Here is a 23171-nt window from a genome sequence, read left to right as displayed (position 1 = left end):
CATCAAAGAATGTCCATAAAAAGCCCACGAGTTATACGGCGAAAAAAGCCAATGAGGTGTGGAGTTGGGACATTAGCTATCTGCCAACCACGGTGATTGGGCAGCATTACTACCTGTACATGATAGAGGATATTTACAGTCGAAAAATAGTGGGTTGGGAAGTACACCCTCAAGAAACGGGAGAGCATGCCGCCGATTTACTGGAACGCAGTGTTTGGGCAGAAAGATGCGTTAAAAAAGACCTCGTCTTACACTCAGATAATGGTGCGCCCATGAAGAGCTTAACAATGAGAGCAAAAATGTATGATCTCGGCGTTGTGACCTCCCGCAGTCGACCAAGGGTGAGTAACGACAACCCGTACTCAGAGTCGCTGTTTAGAACGGTGAAATATCACCCTAGATGGCCGTCAGAAGGGTTTAAAACCCTGGAAGATGCGAGAGAGTGGGTAAGAGAGTTTGTGTATTGGTACAACCATGAGCATCGCCACAGTCGAATCCAGTTTGTCACGCCAAACCAAAGGCATGCAGGGCTTGAAAAAGCAATTTTAGCGAAGCGAGCGGACTTGTATCAGCAAAAAAGGAAAGAGCGCCCTGAGCGTTGGTCAAAAGCAGAAAGAAACTGGCAGCCAATAGGTGATGTGGAATTAAATCCAGAGCAACATAAAGACGCTGCTTAATTATTTTAGGCGACAACTACCTTGAAAAACGCCGCTCAAACGCAAGCAAAAAGCATTATCAAGAGCCAGAAAAGGCTCCAAAGGAAGAGCGAAAGCCCGTTTACTGGTTGCCAAGGCACATGAGCGCGTTGCCAATGCTCGAAATGACTTTCAGCACAAATTGTCCAAGCAGGTTATTGACGAAAACCAAGCGGTAGTTGTTGAGACACTGAAAGTGAAAAACATGCTAAAAAACCATAAGCTCGCAAAGCATATATCGGATGCAGGCTGGTCATCATTCTTTGCAAAACTGGAATACAAGGCCAAACGATCTGGATGCTATTTAATCAAAATAGACCAATGGTATGCCAGCTCCAAAACCTGTCATTGCTGCGGCTACAAGGTGGAAGAAATGCCTTTGTCGGTACGTAGATGGGATTGTCCTAACTGCCAAGAAAAAGACATAGATCGAGACATCAATGCCGCGATCAACATTCGTGCTCAAGGCGTTTTGAAAATAAAGGCGGAAGGGCTGTCCGTCTCTGCCAAGGGAGGCAAGCGTAAGTCTAGTGTGCTACTAGCGGCTGCCTGAGAACTTGGAAGCCCCTACATTTATGTAGGGGAGCAGTCACCCACGAGTAGTTCACAATTGCTCTAGTCTTTAGGGATAACGAAAAACTCTGCTTTACCTTGGTTAAGAATGTAAGGGTAATTTATGAGTTCTCCTTCTTGGTTCTTTACTTTTTTCGGAGCTAGATACAGATACGTCCACTCTGGCAGCTCTTTACTGATCGCTTTGTATACTTCATTTTCAGGGACTTTATGCTTTTCTGAACTAACAACGTGAAGCTTGTGAAATTTACGTTTATGACTTGAGGTGAAGGTATAGCGCTCCTCAAACTCTTCACCTTCCGCTCTTTCTTTTGCTCCAGCAATAAAATCAGCAATCCCAAACGTGTAGGGTTTAAATAAATGAGCTTTCACATAACAGGAGTCATCCAACCGTGCATTTACAGGACAACTCCATTCATCTTTAGTGATTCTCAGGAAGAATGCGCCGTCAGTTTCATAAATAGACGACACTTTTACGCCCATTCCCTCTAAAGCTTTTGTGGTACTGTCTTTCACATGTGAAAGAAACACGGGTAGGGCCTCCTCTTCTGAGGCGGCTTCTGAAAGAGGCATCCAAGCAAAAAGACTGCTTCTTTCGCCGTGGGTGTCTGGCTCTAGTAAATTACCAATCAAGTTAAAGCCTGCTGTTCCCCAGTTTGTCAGTCCAAGTTGAGGTCTAAGGTAGCCAAGTCCTACCCAACTCGCGTCTTGCATAGACTCAGTAATAGAGCCGATTTCATTGGCAGGTACTCGCGTATCCTTTATGTCAATGATTAACCCACCGGCATGAGCTAGGTTGTACGCTTTGCTGTGGCTATCATCGTAGGCTCTCGGATTTACGGAGCATCCTGTTAGCGTCAATGCTGAAAATACAAAGACCAATAAAGCTAATTTAAGCATCGAATTTTTCTCCAGTTGTTTATTTGTAATCACTTTATCACGCTTATTTAAAATGCACCCCGGCACTTTTGCGTAACAAAAAAAACCCTTCTAGGTAAAAGCTAAGAAGGGTTTTGGTGACTTTTAGGTGTGTTCTTTCAGCACAAACTTCACTTCAGGACTCATTTTCAGTGTCGTCTTCCTGTTCGTCTTGTTTTGGCGCTTCTCGTTCTACCTCTTTTTCTTTTCCTTTGTTCCTTGCAGAGTTACGCGCTCTTCTTTCCATGCCAATTATTTTGCTGGCAAGATTTAAAAGTCGTTGCTGCCACTGGTATGTGGCATCAGATCGTTGCTTGCCTGTTAATACGCTGTTTAGCCACAGCGTATCAACCAGTATCATCAGATTGTCTAGGCTTCTAATTAAGTGTGCGTATTGAGCTATTTGCGGTGATGTGATCTCAATGGAATACGAAGTTGGTGCGCTATAGCCCGGAATATCTTCAATGCCGTTGTCTTTCATGAGCTTTTTAAGCTGGTTAGAGGATTCCATAATGTCATCACTCGCTTTCTCTATTTGATTCCGAATGATCTCCTCAACCTCGTTTACTTCGTCTCTATCGCCTATGATCCTTAAAATGACATCGGTTGAAAAAAGCGCTTTCGCTACGCGGTCAAAGTTACGATCCATCACCCTTTGAGCTTGAAGACTGTTAATCTCTAGCTTTTGGTGAAAAGTTGGTCGGGAAATAGGGCGCTTATCGCCTTCTCTCGACTTTCTTTTTTTTCTTGCTTCTACTTCTGCCATGGTGCAATCCTTCCATTAAGAAATGTGTCAACGTACTTATTAGGTTAAAGTTGTTAAGCGTTCTTCTGAAGTTGCTTTTTCCCCAAAAAGGGAAGATAGACGGTTTAATTCAAAAAAAATATTAGGTATAGTCTTTGTTATTGGTAGCTTAATTGCTGCATTGATTTTTTAAGTTTTACTCTCCGTTGAGGGTGAAATGAGGTAGCTGGCTTCTATAAATAAACAGCAAATTTAATTTACCGCCGTATGGCGCAGGTTTTTTAACCTTATCTCTCACCGGGAGCAATCCCGGATGGGCTTTGCTCTCGATAATTTAATTATTTGGAGCATCGTAATGAATCTATTTCTATTTGTTGTCTTTCTAGCGGCGTTAGTTGGTTTGATGGGTTTTAGCGTCTGGATGTTTGTTCAGGCATTTAAACTCTCAATGCAAGCCTTAGCCCTAATTGTAAAAAAAGTCTTCTTTTGCCCCATTATTTTTTTGTTAAAGGCGTTTGCCTTTGTCTTGAAAGTAGTGGGAAGAACATGTGTTTTGTCGTTTCGTTTAATACGAAAATCGATAACACATATTTCTAAAAAGATTGCTTTGTTTGTTCGTTTGTTTGTTCGTTCAGTACAGAACTCGTTCAAGCGCATAAAATTGCAAAGAAAAGAAACGTCAACACGTCCTGAAGAGGTCGTCATTCAAAGTGGAAACGAAAAGGAAGAAGATCTTCCTTCAGCATTCTCATCTCACCTTGATGATATCGATTGGAGTGTTTATGACACTCCGACATTTGTCCGTAAGGGCATTCTATTTTGGTGAGTAAGAAGATCCCCTAAAAGCAAAAAATTAAGCTTATAGGCTTCTCAAGTCTGCAAGCATTAAGGGTTGGCGCTCTTAATGCTTCGTCTTACTTGGTCGTAAGAATGTAAGGTTTAAGGATTAAGAGTGGCCCTCTTTTTCCTTAAGTCTTATTACCAGTATTAATTTCTAAAAAAAGATAGTGGTAATAAGGTTTTACTCTCTGTTGAGGGTGAAATGAGGTAGCTGGCTTCTATAAATAAACAGCAAATTTAACTAGCCCAAGAGGTACACAACACCTCTTGGGGGGACGTGTGCCTCTAAATTAATCCCTTTTTTTTGGAGACACACTATGAAAAACATAATCAAGTATTCAGTAGCAGAGACATTCAACCTTGAAGGTGTACCTTCTAAGGTGTCTGCTCTTGGATATGAAGAAAATGACAATCCTTTCATCCCTTCCAAGGATGAAAACTATACCTTCCGAAAGGAAATTATTCGGGAGGTGACAGCTTTTCTCAAGTCGCCTTTTGGCGATGCCTTGTACGTTACTGGCCCTACGGGGTCAGGTAAAACGTCGGGTATCACTGAGATTGCCGCCCGGCTTCATTGGCCGGTTCAGCAAATCACGGCCAATGGCCGTATGGAGCTATGTGACCTTATTGGTCATCACGCCTTGGTATCACCCAATCCCGGTGATACTCCAATTATGAAGTTTATGTATGGCCCATTAGCTACGGCTATGAAAAACGGTCACATACTTCTCATCAACGAAATTGATCTCGCTGATCCCGCTGAGCTTTCAGGGCTAAACGATGTGCTAGAAGGGCGACCTCTAGTTATATCGCAAAACGGCGGCGAGATAATCAAGCCTCATCCAATGTTTAGAGTTATCGCTACGGGTAACTCTACGGGTTCTGGTGACACTTCTGGCTTATACCAAGGGGTGATGATGCAGAACTTAGCGGCAATGGATAGATACCGTTTTATCAAAATTGGCTATGCCGATCAAAGCACAGAGATGGACATTTTGGAGCGTGTGGCTCCGTCCTTAAATGACAATCTTCGTGCCGGTATGGTGAAAACGGCCAATGAAGTGAGGAATCTCTTCATGGGAGAAAACGGCGATGACGGTCAAATTTCCGTCACTATGTCCACTCGAACTTTGGTTCGATGGGCAAAGCTAACACTCCAGTTCCGGGGTGCGCCTAACACACTCAAGTACGCCTTGGATCAAGCTTTACTGACTCGTGCATCTAAAGAAGAGGGAGAAGCAATTCTCCGCATTGCTAAAGATGTATTTGGTGATCAGTGGCGCTAAGGAGTGTTTATGAGTAACCGTGCAATAAATTGGCTTATTACGCCGCCTCGATCTTTGGGAATAAACGCTAAAGAGGCTCTTTTGAGCCTCATTAAAAGCGCTTTCCAAGAAGGGCAGCGTTTGCTTACCGAAAATGAGGCTGATGCCTCAAATGATGAAGAGAAGTCGTCAGACTTCTTGATGGATATAAACGGTTTTAAGTTGGAACTATGTTCGTCTTTAAAAGAAAACACCTTAGATCCTTCGTCTTGCGAAGGCGCTGGGGAGTTTTCCCACTTAGATGGTCATTACCCTCTTTTAATCTTTATTTATCTTGAGAAAAGGTTTCGTGAGGAATGGAAAGATCAAGATGAGAACGTGGTGTCTCTTTGCGATGAGCAAGGCAACATCATTTATTATCGCGATTTTAATTCTCTGGAACCTGTTATCGCTGATATGGGGTTTGACTATGACGAAGTTCGTAACGACGCTGCAAAGCTTGGCTTAACAACGACGTTGGTGAATTTTTCAGAAGTCACATCTGAAATCGATGACTGTTTTTTTTAAACATTAAATGAATTGGGAGAAGTGTTAGCTGTTTCATGGCTGGCCTTCTCTTCTATCCAAAATAAAGGATGAACACTATGAAAGGCATCAATAAAGTAACTTTGATTGGTAACGTTGGTAATGACGCTGAAGTGCGTTTTATGCCATCTGGTGCAGCGGTTGCGAATGTAAGTTTGGCAACCACAGAAAGCTGGCGCGATAAACAAAGCGGTCAAATGCAAGAGCGTACAGAGTGGCATCGAGTCGTACTTATGGATCGTGGCAACTACCGTCTAGGTCAGATTGCTGGCGATTTTATTAAGAAAGGCTCAAAAGTCTACATCGAAGGTTCTTTGCGAACACGCGAGTGGGAAAAAGACGGCGTTAAACGCTACACCACTGAAATTATCGCCAACGAAATGCAGTTGCTTGATAGTCGCGGTGATAGTCAGCAAGGTCAACCTCAAGGCTTTAATCAGCCTCAAGGCCAAGGTAATCCTCAAGGATTTAACAAGCCACAAGGAAATCCGCAAGGATTTTATGGAGGTCAGTTAGATGGGAAGAATCTTCCTTTTTAAGAATTGACACTAAGAGCTAAAGCGAAATGCTTTAGCTCTAATTAACCCTAAAGGGGGTGCTACTCCCCTTTAGGGGAGCATAGTGCCTCACGTTTAATTTTCTGAAAATATAAACTGGAGAAATCTATGTCTGATAATAAACCGCTTGTTGCTCGTATCGCTGAAAAATATGGCGTTGAGTCGCAAAAGTTTTACGACAGCTTAAAAGCAACAGCATTTAAGCAACGCGACGGAAGTGCGCCGACGAATGAGCAAATGATGGCTCTCTTAGTGGTTGCCGACCAATACGGTCTTAATCCATTCACTAAAGAGATCTACGCCTTCCCAGACAAACAAAACGGGATAATTCCTGTAGTTGGTGTCGATGGGTGGTGCCGTATCATTAATGAACACTCTCAGTATGACGGTGTTGAGTTCGAGTATTCGGACAAGATGATTCTCATGCCGGGTTCCAAAGTGGAATGCCCTGAGTGGATTGAAACCGTTATGTACCGCAAAGATCGGGCGCGGCCAATCAAGATCAGGGAATTTCTAGATGAGGTTTATCGCGAACCCTTCCAAGGTAAAGGTCGTAATGGCCCTTACACAATAGAGGGGCCGTGGCAGACTCATACGAAACGCCAATTGCGACACAAATCTTTCATTCAGTGCGCTCGAATCGCGTTCGGCTTTGTTGGGATCTTTGATCAAGACGAAGCGGAAAGAATACGTGATATGGGTGATGCGGAAGTTGTGCCTATGGTCACTCCTGCGATTAATCCTAACAATGATCAGCCTGTGAAACAGATTGATTATCAAAGGCTTGATCCGATACTGGAAAAACTGGCGGATAGAGCTTCACAGCAATCCGCGTGGGGCGCTGCCCTACAGTATGTGAATGAAAGGTTTAAAGGCTCAGAGAAAGAGTACGCTATACAGTTTCTTAACGATAAAGAGTCAGAGCTTATTGCTCTAACTCATGTTGATGAAGAATCAAGCGAACTTGAGCTTTTAAGCACAGAAGTTGAGGATGATGAAAAAACATCTCAAGCTATGCCTGAATTTTCTGACGAAGAAGCTGGCAGTTTTCATTAATTAACGATTATTTATAGTCGTTTAACCCTATAGGGATTTCCTCCCTATGGGGGGATCTCCCTTTAAATTTGGAGATCTTTATGAAAATCATCAATCTGGTTCAAGGTTCTGACGAATGGCTTGAATGGCGAGAAGGTGGCGTTACGGCCACTGATGCAACGATCTTACTAGGTCGTTCACCTTACAAGACTATTTGGCGCTTGTGGGCGGAAAAAACGGGCTACGCTCGTCCCGAAGACCTTAGTTCAAACCCACTTGTTAAAAAAGGGATTGAAAATGAGGATAAGGCTCGTATCGCTTTTGAAGAAAATCACGACGATATGGTTCTTCCTGCTTGCGTCGAATCTGATGAAGATCCAATTTTCAGAGCATCTTTGGATGGCCTGAATGGAGACTGGCAACCGGTAGAGCTGAAGTGTCCAAGTGAATCCACTTGGAACGATGTTTGTACTAACGGTACAAACAGTAAACCGTACCACCTTTACTATGCTCAAGTGCAACATCAACTGATGGTCACAAAGGCAAAAAAAGGATGGTTGGTTTTTTGGTTTGAGGGAGAAGTTCGAGAATTTGAAATATTACCTGACCAAGAACTTATGGATGAGCTAACGCTGAAAGCCCATGAGTTTTGGGATCAAGTAACAAACAAAATCGAACCGCCGAAAGATCCTGAAAAAGACACCTTCATTCCCAAGGGGGATCAGGCTACTGAATGGATTAGGCTGGCTGAAGAATACCGTTTCTTCGAAGATCAGGTTCAAGAAGCTAAAAAGCGTCTTGACGATCTAAAAACCAAACAGAAACCTCTTCTCGAAAACCTAAAAGGTTTAATGGGAGACAATTTTACCGCTGATTACGGCGGTTTAATGATCACTCGCTACAAAGTGGCGGGTAAATTGGATTATAAGAAAATCCTGAAAGAAGAAGCCCCAGCGTTAAAAGCTGAGGATATAGAAAAGTATAGAGGTAACGATTCTGAACGATGCCGGGTAACGGTATCTGAATCTGTAAAACCAAGAACCGTTGTTGATGAAGAGGCTGTTGCGCCTCTTTTGAACATGGTTGAGGAATTTGAAATCTCTTACTTTTGATGACTAGCAGAACCAAGTGCGGGGCAATCCCCGCTTCTTGGTTTTTCAATCTAGCCTGTTTACAACGTTACTGAGAAAGTTTGTTTTAAGTGACTCTGTAAGCAGGTTTTACTCTCTGTTGAGGGTGAAATGAGGTAGCTGGCTTCTATAAATAAACAGCAAATTTAACTAGCCCAAGAGGTACACAATGCCTCTTGGGGGACGTGTGCCTCTAAATCAATCATTTTTTTTTTGGAGACACACTATGAGTAATATTACGCACCTAGAAAGACTTTGCGTTTTTCACTTGGATTTTGACATCTGGAGCGGCCAAACACGTTTGTTTGCTTCAGATTTAAAACTTGGTGAAGGCGGTGAAATTCCGTCTGAGAAGGTAACTCAATTGGGTAGCAAGAGGATCTGCGATCCTCAAAGGTTGAAAGACTTTAATCGCTTGAAGAGTGAGGCGAGAAGACTTCTCACTTCACACGGAATGCCATTCATGAATGGCTTTGCCGTTCCCGCTCAAAAGGTTCAAGAGATCTGCGATGAGCTTGATCGCATTGAAAGGGACTTCAAGGACGCGAAAGACGCTTTCATTAGTGGCTATAGTGCTGCTATTGAAGAGTGGATTAACGACAACCCGGAATATGAGGATGCAATCCGTGCCGGTGCGCTGCCTCAATCAGAGGTTGAACGAAAAATAGGGTTTGAATACGAGATATTCATGATCCAGCCTGTTGAGGGCGAAAAGGAAAAGAGCCTTAGCCGTAAGGCTGAAGGCTTAGGTGGAGATCTGCTTGATGAAGTAACTCAACAAGCACAAGATTTCTTTATAAAAAATCTTTCTGGGAAAGACCGCTGTGGTGTAACCACAAAACTTTCTCTAAAGAAAATTCGAGACAAAGTGGATGGGCTAAGTTTCCTAAATGGAAATCTTGTCCCTCTGGTTGACTTGCTAGATCAGACTTTAAATGTCTATGAAGGCAATGCAATTGGACGGAGCATAATGGCTCCACACTTCTACCAAGTGCTCGCTTCTGTTCTCATTATGGGAGACAGAAAAAAAATTGAAGACTACGCGAATGGCGCGGTCACAGTTGAGAGTATGGCGGATTCGGTAACACCTAGTGATAAATCTAGTGAAATTACTGAAGTTGCTGAAACTGAAACGGATGATGTCTCTGATATAGAAGACGATATCGACCGTTTCTTCAGTCAAACACCGGAAGGTGGCTCAGACTCTTCAGAAGATGATTCTGAATTGTACGTTAAAGACAAACCCTCTTTGGAAAAAGAGGTTGTTATACCTGATTTTGATGATGACGACGAAAGCGCATTTTTCTAATCAGATAAAACCCATAGGGGGCGTTGCTCCCTCTGGGGGGACGCTCCTTTTTTTTACTAATTTTTTAGGAGAAAAGAGATGTCCAAACAAAGAACGATACACAATGCACTTCCAATCGTCGCCGCTGCTTATGCGGAGAAATTCGGCGTGAAAATCAATATAGGTGGTGATACTGCTTATACCGATGGAAAGAGCATTAATATACCGAACGTCCCTCATGACTATCCACACATGGATGTGTTGTGGGGGTACTTAGCTCATGAGGCTGCACATGTTCGATTTACTGATTTTTCAGTACCTCGTCGGCGTGGCATTCATGCAGACTTATCTAATATCCTCGAAGACTGTCGAATTGAGCGTGGGATGATTCATGCCTACCCCGGAACCTCAACAACGCTGAATGAGGTGGCTAGGTATATGGCCCAAGCGGGTCATTACCAGCATCCTACGGTTGAGTCTTCACCAGCAATGGTTCTTGAGGCTTACTGCCTGTATTGGCTGCAAACTAAAGCTGTGGGGCAAACTGTCCTTCAGCCTTTCTTGGATTCGGCTAAGACAGCTCTTGAGGGTGTATTCCCTCGTGGTGTGGTTGTACGCCTAAATGCTTTGCTCCGCAAAGCGGTTAGTACTCAATCGACGGCGGAAGTCATATCTCTTACTGAAGAGATAATGAAGATGCTCGAAGAGGAAAAAGAGAAGGATCAAGATCAAAATCAGGATCAAGATCAAAATCAGGATCAGGATCAGGATCAAGATCAAGATCAAGATCAAGGTCAAGGCTCCAGTCAAGGTGATCAATCAGATGATTCGTCCCAAGATGAGGGAGGAAACGACACGAAAGGACAATCTTCAAAGTCTTCTGATGAAGATGATGAAGATGATGAAGATGATGAAGAAGGTGATTCTGGTGATTCTGGTGATTCTGGTGATTCAGATGATTCTAGTAATTCTAGTAATTCTAGTGATTCCGGCGATTCAGATGATTCTAGTAATTCTAGTGATTCTGGCGATTCAGATGATTCTAGTAATTCTAGTGATTCTGGCGATTCAGATGATTCTAGTAATTCTAGTGATTCTGGCGATTCAGATGATTCTAGTAATTCTAGTAATTCTGGCGATTCTAGTAATTCAAGCTCTAAAAACTCTGGTGGTAGCAAAAGCGCCTCTGAGGTCATTCAGAGCGTCTTAGACGCTCAAGATGACGAGTTGCTTGGAGATGCGCGTGATCTACTGAAAGATGAGTTAAAAAGCTCATCTGATCAGTCTGGAGACGCTAGTTACCAAACTGTACGAAGTGCTATTGACTTGCCTAAGCATGATGGTGGCAATTTGTTAAGTGAGGTAAAAGGCACAACGTCAAAAGTTAGATCTCAGCTATACGGGTTGGTTCAGGCCAGCCAAAGAACAGATCGGAGAACATCAAGATCTGGTAAACGTCTAGACTCAAAATCGCTTCACCGGGTAGTTAGTGGAGATAGTCGAGTCTTTCGGTCTGCTAGTGTTAAGCGCAAGCCTAACACTGCTGTTCACATACTTGTGGATATGAGCGGGTCGATGATCTATAGAGACTCCCATAAGGTTGCGCGTGAGGCTGCATTGGCTTTAGCACTATCTTTGGAAAGTATTCAGGGTGTTAACCCTGCCGTGACTTTCTTTATGGGGATTTACGGTGACTCGATTTACTCTGCCGTAAAACATGGTGAGTCTGTGGTTAAAAATGCAGGCAAATTCCTTGTTGAGCCAAACGGTACTACACCTATGGCGGAAGCTATTTGGTATAGCGCGTTTGAACTCAGTAAGACCAAAGAAGATCGTAAGATGATGGTTGTTATAACCGATGGGGCGCCGGATCAACCGGCACCAACGGAGGCTGTCATTGATCTTTGTAAAAACAGTGATATTGATTTGGCCGGTATAGGTATCGGCCCAAGTTCAGTAGCACAGTACATTCCTAACAGCATCCTTATCGATGACGTTCAGGATTTGAAAAAGACTCTGTTTGGTTTAATGGCGCAATCTTTGTCATTGTCTTAAGCAGGAAACTGGCGGCCTCTATTTGAGGTCGCCTAATTTTAAAGAAAGATTCAATCTTTTATGTCCAATCTTTTAACCCTAACAGGGCAATTCGCCTTGTGGGGCGTGTTGCTCTTCTATTATAAGGAGCATCCAATTATGAGTTTGGCTAATAACACCGAATACCAACAGTTATTTTTTAACTTTGATGAACCGGAGCCTTCTTGTGATCTAACAGAAGGCTTGACTGAGCCATGGTCTGAAGAGCAAATCACGCGATTGCGTGAAAGGTTTTTAAATCAAGCTCTTCGGACGTTGGTTGATGGTCGCAGAAGTAATGAGTCAAAACGAAAAGCAATGGAATGGCTGGAATCTAATGAGATTGCGCCGTTTTCATTCATCGTGTGTTGTCATGATTTAGGGTTTTCCCCTGAACAAATACGTGACAAAACAGCGTACTTTTTAACTCAAACCGATAAATCTTCGACCAAAATTAATTAAAAACAACCCAGCGGGGCCGTACCCCGTTGGGGGTATGTGTCTCGCTAATTAGGAGGCACTATGCAAGACATTGTCATTAAGCACCTGCAAACACGATTATCTGAATTGGGATATCCGGGATGTAGGTTCGAGCTTGAGTTTAAGTTTGATGGTACAGAACAAAGTGGAGTAGCTTTTTTTGGTAGTATCGAGACGAATGATCTGAAGATAATCACGAAAAGACTTTTCTCGGCCAATCAGCATGACACATCTGTGCAAAGAGTTAGAAAAGTCATAATGAGAAGATTCTTGGAGAAAACTTGGGCGATATTAGGTGATAGCCCGTTGGATATCACTATAGAAGCACTCGATGCTGGTTCTCGTGAAGTGAACCAGATGATGTTAATAGACGACTCGGAGTTGCCTTTCGACTTCGATATAAGAGACGTTGAGGACTTATATCAGCACCAAAGATGCTGGACTTTCCTTATTCGCGCTTTGAAAAAAGACATGGTTGAGGTGGCAAAGACTCTTGAAGAAGAGTGTTATTTGCTCATACAATCTGAAGAGGAATAAAGTTTAAAGCAGGGGTATTTCCCTGCTTTATCTTTCCTTCAAAGTCTCATTACTCATAACACTACAACGTTATTAGTAATCAGATTTTTGTCCTTTAAGGACGAAAAGTGCGGTAGCTGGTCGCCAAAAAGAAACAGCAAATTCAAATTAACCCAGAGGGTGCATCACGCCCTTTGGGAACGGATGCCCCTTAAATTTATATTTAGGAGAGCATTATGAAGACTTTTATTGTTAAGGTCGAAATACAAGCTGGTGAGTACCAGAAACAAGCAACAGCCTTGGTTAAGGGAAAATCACAAACCGAAGCGGAAGCCATCGCACTCGAAGGAGAGTGCCACGGAACGCTTGGTGATAACGCTGAGTGGACTCAAAGTGGAATAGCCGACCTTGGTTGGCAATTTCATTACTCTGTTCACAGCAGCACAGAAGTAGAACCTGAACATGTTTCTATTTTGAATAAATATCTCTAATCACCCCGCAAGGGATAGTGCAGTTAGAGAAGGTCATTAGACCTGAATTAACCCAGAGGGTGCATCACGCCCTTTGGGTCGTGGTGTTCCCTGAATTTCTTTTTAGGAGATACGCCATGAACCATCAATTAAATCAGATTAAATCCGCTATGGCGGAACTGTCTGAAACACTTCAAATTCCAGAGATATACAAATCCGACCTTGAAATGGATTATGCGGCTTTAGAGCGATTCAAAGGGGCTAAAAAGCTTGTTTGGTTACTTAGAAGCTACGGCACGGTACTTGTTCCCGCTGGGATAGGGGTCGATCCAGTTTTCATAACCCACTGGCTCAATAACGATCATGGGCAAGTTGTTGTCCCGTTTGTGATTGATATCGAGACAGCAAAGGTCGAAAAGGTCTCTTTTGATCAAGCCAGAAAGGTTATTGCTCAACCACCATTAAAAATTAATGCAACTATGTCACGAAACGACATAGTTCAAAAAGTAGAAACGATCCTTGAGAAAGGTCGTGACTTGAAATGTTGGGGGGCTAAAGAAAATACTTTTGGGTATTGGCCTGAATGGAAAAATCACTTTGAGGCTTGCGGAAATCACATGATGTCTGACCTTATGGGTGATGCTATTCGCCAATTGAATAGCAGACCTTAATCTAAAAAACATTATTAACCCTGTTGAGGTTTGTTGACCTCATCAGAGGTTAGCTGACCTCCTAAATTAACTATCTGGAGATCGCTTTGTTTTTAATTAAGAGTTTTAGTGATGATCACAGAGTTAACTCTGTCGATAAACTAGAAGAAACTTTGTCCCAAGAGTACAAAGAGAGACATATTAGTGTTGCGTATTTCACAAAGCCTCACGGTTTGCAGCATATTATTTATGTCAGCGTAGATGCGTTTGGCAATGTCACGCACAGTTATGGCCAAGGAAAACCAGTGGATTTTTCAGCCATACGAGATGAAGTGGTAATTAGACGATAAACCCAATAGGGGAGTTCTCCTATTGGGGGAGTTCTCCCTTAATTTTTAGTCCCGGTGTCGGGGTTTTTTAAAACCTCAATGGTTGGGGCTTTAAAAAGCCTCGATGCTGGGGTTTGTATTTAAAGGAGAATCAAGATGCCTTTTTTCAAAGCAGAAAAAGTAAGACCAGCAGCCTACGGCAATTGGGCTGCAATTGTGTCTTGTTTGGCTCCTCATGCAGATGAGGCTATCGACAAGGCTCCGCGACACGTTCCTTGCCCCATTCATGGCGGTAAAGATGGTTTTAGATTGTATAAGGATTTCAATCAAACAGGTGGCGGTGTATGCAATACGTGTGGCGCATTTAAAGATGGCTTTGGCCTTCTTATGTGGCTTAACGATTGGTCATTCAAAGACGCTCTAACAGAAGTTGGGGAGTTCTTGGGTGTTGAGAAAGAGCTAACGTGGGCAGAGAAAAAAGAGCAGAGCAATAGTTACCGACATCAAACGAAAGATGCGGGTGCAATTGTACTACCTCAAACTCAAACACCTACAGTTAGCGAAAAGAAAGAAAAGTGGTTGGCGGAAGTTAAGGATCGAATGGAAGCGAACCAAGAGAAGCAGAAGATCTACAAGGCAAATCTAAAGAAAAAGATTGATGCTGTTTGGTCTGAATGTGTTGCTCTTAAAGAATCTGGTACTGATCCAGTGAGAAAGTACTTCATGCAACGAAAACTAATTTTCGATTGGGCGGCAATAGATGAGTCCGACTGCGTGAGATTCCATCCAGCTTTGTCATATTTTGATGGAAATGGTGAGAAGGTAGGTGATTTTCCAGCCATAGTTTGTGCAATTAGAAATGCCGACGGTGAGTTAGTAACTCTTCATCGGACTTATCTAGATCAAGAGGGCTGTAAGGCTCCTGTTGATAGCGCAAAAAAGATGATGTCCATACCTGACGGCATGAGCATTACTGGCGGGGCAATCCGTCTTGGAAGCCCTAGAGAAGGCATTCTGGGGGTCGCTGAAGGGTTGGAAACAGCCTTGTCAGCCTTTCGAGCAACGCACATACCTGTGTGGAGTACAGTAAATGCAACGCTTATGGAGTCTTTCGAGGCTCCTGAAGATGTTCATACGGTACTTATTTGGGCAGACAAAGATCTGTCGAGAACAGGCGAAAACTCTGCTAATGCTTTGGCCTCAAGGCTTAAGGATTCCGGGGTTAATGCTTACGTTTTACTTCCTAAACTGCCTATTCCAGAAGGTGAAAAAAGCCTAGATTGGAATGACATGTTGGTGTCGCAAGGTATTTTTGGCTTTCCAAGCTCAAAGTACCTACGTGATTTCATTAAAAGTAATGGAGGTAAACGTGCCTGTAATTGATGTTTCTACCGTCGATACAAACTTGGGAAATGAGTTAGTTTGTCCATTTTCTCCGCCCTCTGGGTGGGAAGGTGGGCCGACTGACTACACGGCCTTAATGCGATCTAGATATCTCGATCTTATGCACGGGCAAAGGATGATAGTTATGTCATCCTTTGCTAAAAAGCACGACATTAAATATGTTGGCCCGTTTGCAGAAGAGGCAAAGGGGATAATAGAAGCATTGAAGAGGAATAAGGCGAAACCCGTTAAGGGGGAGCATGTATAAAAAAAGGCCAGCATCACTATTGCTGGCCTTTTTTTATGTGTGTGTCTAATATGCTACGCCACCGCATCAGGCTAATTTCAAAGTATCAAGTTATCCATTCAGAGATCTTTGCGCGAATCATAAAAGTGATGCCACCTACGCGACATTAGATAATAGCCTCGCATATTCAAAATCTTTCGAGAACGATGCATTAAAAGAACTTGACGACGTGCTTGTTGAGCTGGAAAGAATTATCCGTTTATGCAGATGGTGTTTATAAGAGAAATTTTCATTATAAATGGTAAACTAAAAGAAATATTAAAACTAGAATTATCAAATGAGGATATCGAAACCGTAAACGTTTTAATCTGATGTAAATGGTACACAACATAAAATCAAGCTCATTAAATAATTAATTTATTTGAAAAAGTGGAAAGTATGCTGAAAAATCTGTGAATTAGCTTGACTAATCGCAACAGCTATATTTTTCAAAAAATAGAATGCTTGAAAAGCATTACATGAATAAAGAGCTTCTCACTTAATTCGTGTTAAGCTCTCAATAAATAAGAATTTATCTATAAAGGATATGAAATGCCAATTTTACAGTGGCTAAATAAAGATGATGCTGTCATGGCAGCAAAGAAGTCCAGCTATAGGTTGCTAAAAGAAGTACCTAGTTTTTCTTATGGTGATTCAGACACTGAAAACATGCTCATTCAGGGTGACAACCTTGAGGCTCTAAAGGCTTTGATCCCTTATTATGCGGGACAAGTTAAGGCGATATTCATTGATCCACCATACAATACAAAATCGGCTTTTGAGCACTATGACGACAACCTAGAGCATAGTAAATGGCTTTCATTAATGTACCCAAGGCTTGAGTTGCTTAGGGAATTATTGGCTGAAGATGGTTCAATTTGGATAACCTTAAATGACAACGAGTCTCACTACTTTAAAATAATAGTCGACGAAATCTTTGGTCGTTCAAATTTTATAGCTAACTTTATTTGGCAGAAGAAATTTTCACCTCAAAACGACGCAAAGTATGTTAGTGACATGCACGATCATCTGTTTTGTTATGCAAAAAACAAGCAAGAATTTAAAATTAATAAATGGGTTAATACAAATAAAAAAGATAGGTCAAAGAATTTAGATAATGACCCCAGAGGTGATTGGAACTCAGTTGATTATACTTGCAATAAAAATAGGAACGAACGACCTAACTTATATTATGCAATTATACAGCCGAATACTGGTGAAGAAATCTATCCTAAGGAAACTGCTGTATGGAGATACTCACAAGAGACTCATTTAGAGAATGTTGCGGAAAATTTAGTTTATTGGGGTAAAACTGGTAGTAATCGAGTTCCTAGATTTAAAAAATTTAGATCAAAAGAAAATGGTTTAGCTCTTGGGACAGTTCCGGTTTCAATCTTATTTCACACTGATGCAGGCAATACTCAAGAAGCCAAAAAAGAATGTATTGTTTTTAATTCAGATGATCCCTTTTCGACACCCAAGCCAGAAAAGCTGTTGAGGAGAGTTATTCATATGGCAACCAATAAAGGCGATTTGGTCTTAGATTCCTTTCTCGGCTCGGGCACAACTGCCGCAGTTGCTCACAAAATGAATCGCAAGTACATCGGTGTTGAAATTGGTGAACACGCTAAAACTCACTGCCAGAAACGCTTAAAACAAGTAGTGGATGGCGAGCAGGGCGGTATTTCCGAACCTGTTAATTGGCAGGGCGGCGGCGGCTTTAAATTCTATGAATTAGGCGAAGCTATATTTAATGAATACGGTTCACTTAACTATGAAATCAAATTCCCAACATTAGCAGCTCACATATGGTTCTTGGAGACTAAAACACCGATTCATATTAAGAGTCCTTCACCACTTTTAGGTATCCATAATGGAACTGCTTATTATCTACTTTATAACGGCATCCTTGGCGATAAAAGGCCACAGGGCGGTAACGTCCTGACCAGCAAGGTTTTAAATGAGCTTCCTGACATTTTAGAACATGACAAAATTGTGATCTACGGAGAATCCAGCCGTTTAGGTGAAGCCCGGTTAAAACAGCACAGCATTACTTTCAAACAAATTCCATACGATGTTGGTTCAATTTAAAGGATAAAGACCATGTTTCAATTAAAAGGCTACCAACAACGTGCCGTTGATGTTTTGCAATCATTTCTAACCAAGTGTCTTGATAATGATGTTGAAAAGGCATACCGATTAGCACTCGAAGAGCAAGAATTGCCTGAATTTGAGTATCGAGATTATGGCTTTGGACAGGTGCCTTATGTCTGTTTAAGAATACCAACAGGGGGCGGCAAAACCGTTCTTGGTTCCTATGCCATTGATATTGCATCTAAGAGTTTGCTGGATACCGAAAACCCCATTGCATTGTGGCTTGTGCCCAGTATCACAATTCGAGAACAAACCGTTGAAGCTCTAAAAAAACCAAGCCACCCATACCGTCAGAAGCTGGATGAAGCCTTTAAACGTCAAGTGTTGGTGTTAGATATTGATGAAGTCACTCAAATTCGACCACAAGACTTAGAAAACAAGGCAATCGTTATTGTTTCAACGCTTGCCAACTTAAGGGTGACAGACACATTAGGGAGAAAAATTTATGCGTACCACGAAAACTTTGAACCGCATTTTGCCAAAATCCCTGCAAACCATCCATCAATGTACCGACTCGAAAAAGTCTCCGAAAATGATGTTCAGGAAAACGGTTTAAGTACATCAGAGGTCGGTAAAATCAAATTCTCATTTGCCAATTTGCTTGCAGTACACAGGCCAATTTTGATTGTGGATGAAGCCCATAATGCTAGAACCGCATTAACATTTGAAACTCTTCAGCGTGTCCACCCTGCCGCCATTGTCGAATTAACCGCTACTCCAAACACCAGCAAGGAGAATGGTAGTAACGTGATATTCCATGTTTCTGCTGCTGAACTCAAAGCTGAAGAAATGATTAAACTTCCGATTATGCTGACAGAGCATCAAAACTGGGAAGATGCCATCCAAGATGCTGTCATAACGCGAAACAAACTTGCCATAGATGCACAAAAAGACCAAGACTACATCCGCCCGATTGCTCTTTTCCAAGCTGAAAATAAAAACGGTGAAGTTACGGTCGAAAAACTAAAAACACACCTAATCGAACAACTGAAAATTGACGAAGAAAAAATTGCCGTAGCGACAGGCAATCAGCGTGAATTGGATGGGTTAGACTTGTTTTCTCCAAGTTGCAAGATTGAATACATCATCACAATTGAAGCCTTGAAAGAGGGCTGGGATTGTCCATTTGCTTACGTTTTTTGCTCAGTTAAACAAGTATCATCCAGTAAGGATGCAGAGCAGCTTTTAGGTCGTGTTTTACGGATGCCTTATGCTAAGCGAAGGCTAATTGAAGATCTAAATCGTGCATACGCTCATCTTTCAACATCAAAATTCAGTAAAGCCGCTCAAGAACTGACTGACAAACTCATTGCTATGGGTTTTGAAGAAATGGAAGTCGCTGCTTTTTTAAGGGAGACAACATCAAGTATTCATAACCCTAACCAGCAAGACTTATTTGGTGATAACGGTGACTCTGCGCCTGTCAAGCCAGCGCAGAAGTCGGTCGTCGTGGAAACCGAAACCATACCGGATCTCTCATCACTGTCTGATGAGGAGAAAAACCAGATTACAATGTCGCATGATACGACAACCGATACTATGGTAGTAAAAGTAACTGGAGAAGTTTCAAGTAATATTGAGAACGCTCTGTCAAAACACGTCAAGAATGGCAAAAACACAACGGCTTTTAAACAAAACATCCGTATCCACAATCAATCTTTAGATGCTGAAAAAGCCCCGTCTGAAAAAGGTATTTCTTTTGGATCACTGCCCTACCTCTGTATGCAAGATCAAGGGGAATTAGACCTGATTGAGTCGGAAGTCTTTCTCCATGCCCACGGATGGAATTTGATGAATTACCCTGCTGAGTTGAAGAACTTTAGCTTACATGAAACCAATAACAGCTTTTCTATCGACATCGATGGCCAAGAGGTGACATACGGTATATCTAAGCAACAAAACGTGATTACTTTTAACCAAGGTTTTCTAGGCGTCACTGAGCAGGATTTGGTTGGCTGGCTTGACCGTGAGTTAAAGCAGCCTGATATTGTTCAAAGCCAGTTGATTGCTTTTCTATCGCGAATTGTAAAAAGACTTCTCCAACAGCCAAACATGACCTTGACGGCATTGGTTAGAAACAAATTCCCTTTTGCCAGAGCTGTTAGAGATTTAATCAAGCTTTATCGTAAACAAGCCCAAAGGTCAGCTTACCAAGAAGCACTTTTCAGTGATGACTCTAATGCCTGTCTATCAGATCAGTTTATGTATGAATTTAATCCAAGTAGATACCCTGCAAGGCCGCCCTACTATTCTGGAAAATACAAATTCCAAAAGCACTATTTCCCTCAAGGAATGATTGAAGACCTAAAAGCCAGAGGCGAAGAGTACGAATGTGCAAAGACCATTGATAGCTTACCAGAAGTAAAACACTGGATTCGCAATCTCGTTCGACGAGATCAAGCTTCATTCTGGCTCCCATTGGCTCACAGCAAATTTTATCCTGATTTTGTGTGTGAGCTTGAAGACGGAAGAATGCTTGTCGTCGAATACAAAGGTGAAGCCTATGTGTCCAATGATGACTCAGCAGAGAAGCGGAGCGTTGGTGATTTATGGGCAAAGTTGAGTGGAGGAAAGTGCCTTTTTATAATGGCCGTTGAAAAAGACAACGATGGTCGAGATGTTAGGCAACAAATTATAAATCTAATAAAAAAATAGGCTATAGTTTATCTTACTCTAAAAAGCCAGTAAGGGAAGCAACGATGGTATGAAAGAGTCAGTATTGGAAGAAGTTTGATGGCTTAATTCAGGCGGTACATTTTTACAGCTTTGATTCGCTTTAGCCGTTTTGATCTTGTGCATGTAGATAGGCCAGCAATGTTAGTTGTTGGCCTTTTTTACGTGTCTAATATACTCTAGATCAGCTAGGATTTCTGAGAGATATTGAAGCGTAGTACTAATAGCTGAAGTCCTTTTTTGCTTTCTGCTTTAAGGTCTTTGTCTTCAATGTGTATCGTGCGAGGCTCTGCGACAGCTTTCATAAATCGTCTTGATGATTCTCTATCTTCAATTACAAAGCTCTTATCGAATGATGTAGTTGCCATATATTGATCACTTCCTCTGTAAAAGGGCTTAAAAAGGTTACATAATAAATTCTTCCTAATGGTGGCGGATTATACATTGCTCAAATATGGATTAAAGAAAAACACAAATGAGTTATTACATATAGACTCAGATTATGTGAAAAATGGAGTGAAATGTGATTGCATTTGTCCTGAATGTAAAGACAGTCTTGTAGCTAAAAATAGGGGTGAATTTAAAGAACATCATTTCGCTCATCATTCACGCCCTGAAACTGAAAAATGCCGAATGACTCAACTGCACTTAGTTGCGCAAGACTTTTTTTTTAATTCAAAAAAATTCATAATACCTGAAGTCCTTTTTGAACATAAAAGTGAGGGGCTTACCTACCCAGAAACAAGTACAGTCATAAATAGTGCCCAGAAAGAATATAGGGTTGATCGTTACTCAGCTGATGTTTTTCTTTGTACAGACCATACCGATATAGCTATTGAAGTTTGTGTTACTCATGAAAATGAAGAAGAAAAAACAGCTTATTACTGTGACAATAAAATCCCTTCAATTGAATATGACCTCAGCTCCTATTTAAACCTTAGTATTGATGATGCGATAAAAGATCTTAAAGAAAGCAAAGTTCCCTACAAGTGGCTTTATGAATGGTGTCGAGAGTCTTTAATTCAGGAATTTGAAAAAAAATTAAAAAAAGAAATCGAAAGGGTAAAGAGGATACGCCTTAAAAATGCAACTAATTATTCATATTCATTAATTAAAAATAAAGAAATTGATCTGCCGCCTTTAAATGAAAAGTTTAAAACCGAAGTAAACGGTCGTCTGTTCCACGGAAGCTTTACCTTTTACAAAGGGGGGGTTAAAAAAATCAGTAAAGTTGTCCATATAAATACCTCTAACGAGTACTTTTTATTAAAAGGAACACATGGCCCTCGTGAAATTTGGATTGTGCTGCTATTGGTTGATTATATTCCAGAGTTTATTGAAAATCTAAAAGGTAGTATTATAGTTCGCAATACTCCCGCTTCATCTAATGAAGGATTTACTATCAGGAAAGTAAAATATGATAACTTAATTAAAAAAATTGAATCAAAACGATTAGATTTTTTTCAGGAATGTAGTAAAGAAACTAAAAAAATAGACTCTGCAAAAGCGGTATTAAAAATTATAAATCAACATGTTGATTTATATTTAAAAGAGGAAGAAAAATTTTCTTATAAGAATTATCGAATCTGGAAGCGCTGGATGGAGAATCAAAAGCTATTTAAAAGTACTGCTAGTATGCCCAATCCTAAAATACCTCAACCACTAAAGTGTGTTCGGATTTATCCAAGCTTGTGGGTTTTTGATACGTGGAAGATACTTTCCCTCAGCTATCTGGCAGAGATAATTGATAGCTACCCATTAAATGAAAATATTTCACTTTATGAAATATTTGAAAAATTAGCACAAGTTACTAACCGGCGTTTTTCAAGGTAGTTGTCGCCTAAAATAATTAAGCAGCGTCTTTATGTTGCTCTGGATTTAATTCCACATCACCTATTGGCTGCCAGTTTCTTTCTGCTTTTGACCAACGCTCAGGGCGCTCTTTCCTTTTTTGCTGATACAAGTCCGCTCGCTTCGCTAAAATTGCTTTTTCAAGCCCTGCATGCCTTTGGTTTGGCGTGACAAACTGGATTCGACTGTGGCGATGCTCATGGTTGTACCAATACACAAACTCTCTTACCCACTCTCTCGCATCTTCCAGGGTTTTAAACCCTTCTGACGGCCATCTAGGGTGATATTTCACCGTTCTAAACAGCGACTCTGAGTACGGGTTGTCGTTACTCACCCTTGGTCGACTGCGGGAGGTCACAACGCCGAGATCATACATTTTTGCTCTCATTGTTAAGCTCTTCATGGGCGCACCATTATCTGAGTGTAAGACGAGGTCTTTTTTAACGCATCTTTCTGCCCAAACACTGCGTTCCAGTAAATCGGCGGCATGCTCTCCCGTTTCTTGAGGGTGTACTTCCCAACCCACTATTTTTCGACTGTAAATATCCTCTATCATGTACAGGTAGTAATGCTGCCCAATCACCGTGGTTGGCAGATAGCTAATGTCCCAACTCCACACCTCATTGGCTTTTTTCGCCGTATAACTCGTGGGCTTTTTATGGACATTCTTTGATG

General features: G+C 41.6%; 20 protein-coding genes and 1 pseudogene. 18 read left to right on the top strand and 3 right to left on the bottom strand.

What is annotated here, in order from left to right; genetic code table 11:
• Positions 1 to 677: IS3 family transposase (locus tag LG368_RS13790; RefSeq protein ID WP_226755287.1), on the top strand; the 677-nt coding region annotated here is incomplete at its 5' end.
• 46 nt (positions 678 to 723) lie between these two features.
• Positions 724 to 1248 (top strand): annotated as a pseudogene (locus tag LG368_RS13785) (RNA-guided endonuclease TnpB family protein); the annotation flags it as partial.
• 62 nt (positions 1249 to 1310) lie between these two features.
• Here the strand turns inward: LG368_RS13785 and LG368_RS13780 are convergent.
• The gene (locus tag LG368_RS13780) at positions 1311 to 2201 is read right to left on the bottom strand and encodes a hypothetical protein (protein WP_226755304.1); all 891 of its coding nucleotides are present in this window, start codon (positions 2199 to 2201) and stop codon (positions 1311 to 1313) included.
• A gap of 121 nt (positions 2202 to 2322) precedes the next feature.
• Entirely contained in the window at positions 2323 to 2952 is a 630-nt protein-coding gene (locus tag LG368_RS13775; protein WP_226755303.1) for a hypothetical protein, read from the bottom strand.
• A 292-nt stretch (positions 2953 to 3244) separates the two neighbouring features.
• On the opposite strand from LG368_RS13775, the gene LG368_RS13770 reads away from it, so the two are divergent.
• From LG368_RS13770 to LG368_RS13695, 16 genes are all read left to right on the top strand, one after another.
• Positions 3245 to 3757, top strand: a complete 513-nt coding sequence (locus tag LG368_RS13770; RefSeq protein WP_226755302.1) for a hypothetical protein — start codon at positions 3245 to 3247, stop codon at positions 3755 to 3757.
• A 331-nt stretch (positions 3758 to 4088) separates the two neighbouring features.
• Entirely contained in the window at positions 4089 to 5057 is a 969-nt protein-coding gene (locus LG368_RS13765) for an AAA family ATPase (RefSeq protein ID WP_226755301.1), read from the top strand.
• 9 nt (positions 5058 to 5066) lie between these two features.
• Positions 5067 to 5603, top strand: coding sequence for a hypothetical protein (locus LG368_RS13760; RefSeq protein ID WP_226755300.1), 537 nt, complete (start codon positions 5067 to 5069; stop codon positions 5601 to 5603).
• Positions 5604 to 5680: 77 nt separating this feature from the next.
• Positions 5681 to 6160 (top strand): single-stranded DNA-binding protein, encoded by a 480-nt coding sequence (ssb, locus tag LG368_RS13755; protein ID WP_338086334.1) that lies wholly within the window; start codon positions 5681 to 5683, stop codon positions 6158 to 6160.
• Between the two features lie 126 nt (positions 6161 to 6286).
• On the top strand, positions 6287 to 7234 hold the full coding sequence (gene bet, locus LG368_RS13750; RefSeq protein WP_226755299.1) for a phage recombination protein Bet: 948 nt from the start codon (positions 6287 to 6289) through the stop codon (positions 7232 to 7234).
• Positions 7235 to 7314: 80 nt separating this feature from the next.
• Entirely contained in the window at positions 7315 to 8325 is a 1011-nt protein-coding gene (locus LG368_RS13745; RefSeq protein WP_226755298.1) for a YqaJ viral recombinase family nuclease, read from the top strand.
• A 244-nt stretch (positions 8326 to 8569) separates the two neighbouring features.
• Positions 8570 to 9652 carry a DUF3150 domain-containing protein gene (locus LG368_RS13740; protein WP_226755297.1) on the top strand — a complete coding sequence of 361 codons (1083 nt, stop codon included), beginning with the start codon at positions 8570 to 8572 and terminating at the stop codon, positions 9650 to 9652.
• 78 nt (positions 9653 to 9730) lie between these two features.
• On the top strand, positions 9731 to 11686 hold the full coding sequence (locus tag LG368_RS13735) for a vWA domain-containing protein (protein ID WP_226755296.1): 1956 nt from the start codon (positions 9731 to 9733) through the stop codon (positions 11684 to 11686).
• A gap of 138 nt (positions 11687 to 11824) precedes the next feature.
• Positions 11825 to 12166 (top strand): hypothetical protein, encoded by a 342-nt coding sequence (locus LG368_RS13730; RefSeq protein ID WP_226755295.1) that lies wholly within the window; start codon positions 11825 to 11827, stop codon positions 12164 to 12166.
• Between the two features lie 60 nt (positions 12167 to 12226).
• Entirely contained in the window at positions 12227 to 12721 is a 495-nt protein-coding gene (locus LG368_RS13725) for a hypothetical protein (RefSeq protein WP_226755294.1), read from the top strand.
• 215 nt (positions 12722 to 12936) lie between these two features.
• A complete protein-coding gene (locus LG368_RS13720) occupies positions 12937 to 13191 on the top strand; it encodes a hypothetical protein (RefSeq protein WP_226755293.1) in 255 nt (84 codons plus the stop codon).
• A gap of 116 nt (positions 13192 to 13307) precedes the next feature.
• The gene (locus tag LG368_RS13715) at positions 13308 to 13841 is read left to right on the top strand and encodes a hypothetical protein (RefSeq protein ID WP_226755292.1); all 534 of its coding nucleotides are present in this window, start codon (positions 13308 to 13310) and stop codon (positions 13839 to 13841) included.
• Positions 13842 to 14305: 464 nt separating this feature from the next.
• Positions 14306 to 15532 (top strand): DUF7146 domain-containing protein, encoded by a 1227-nt coding sequence (locus LG368_RS13710; RefSeq protein WP_226755291.1) that lies wholly within the window; start codon positions 14306 to 14308, stop codon positions 15530 to 15532.
• 838 nt (positions 15533 to 16370) lie between these two features.
• On the top strand, positions 16371 to 17909 hold the full coding sequence (locus tag LG368_RS13705) for a site-specific DNA-methyltransferase (RefSeq protein WP_226755290.1): 1539 nt from the start codon (positions 16371 to 16373) through the stop codon (positions 17907 to 17909).
• 12 nt (positions 17910 to 17921) lie between these two features.
• A complete protein-coding gene (locus tag LG368_RS13700; RefSeq protein ID WP_226755289.1) occupies positions 17922 to 20627 on the top strand; it encodes a DEAD/DEAH box helicase in 2706 nt (901 codons plus the stop codon).
• 462 nt (positions 20628 to 21089) lie between these two features.
• Positions 21090 to 22478 carry a competence protein CoiA family protein gene (locus tag LG368_RS13695; protein WP_226755288.1) on the top strand — a complete coding sequence of 463 codons (1389 nt, stop codon included), beginning with the start codon at positions 21090 to 21092 and terminating at the stop codon, positions 22476 to 22478.
• A 16-nt stretch (positions 22479 to 22494) separates the two neighbouring features.
• On the opposite strand, the gene LG368_RS13690 is transcribed toward LG368_RS13695, so the two are convergent.
• Positions 22495 to 23171, bottom strand: a 677-nt coding sequence (locus tag LG368_RS13690; protein ID WP_226755287.1) for an IS3 family transposase, incomplete at its 5' end; no start/stop codon positions are given.

This window comes from Marinomonas algarum, assembly GCF_020532605.1.
In the GTDB taxonomy this organism is placed as follows: domain Bacteria; phylum Pseudomonadota; class Gammaproteobacteria; order Pseudomonadales; family Marinomonadaceae; genus Marinomonas; species Marinomonas algarum.
This window is presented reverse-complemented; position numbering and strand designations above follow the sequence as displayed.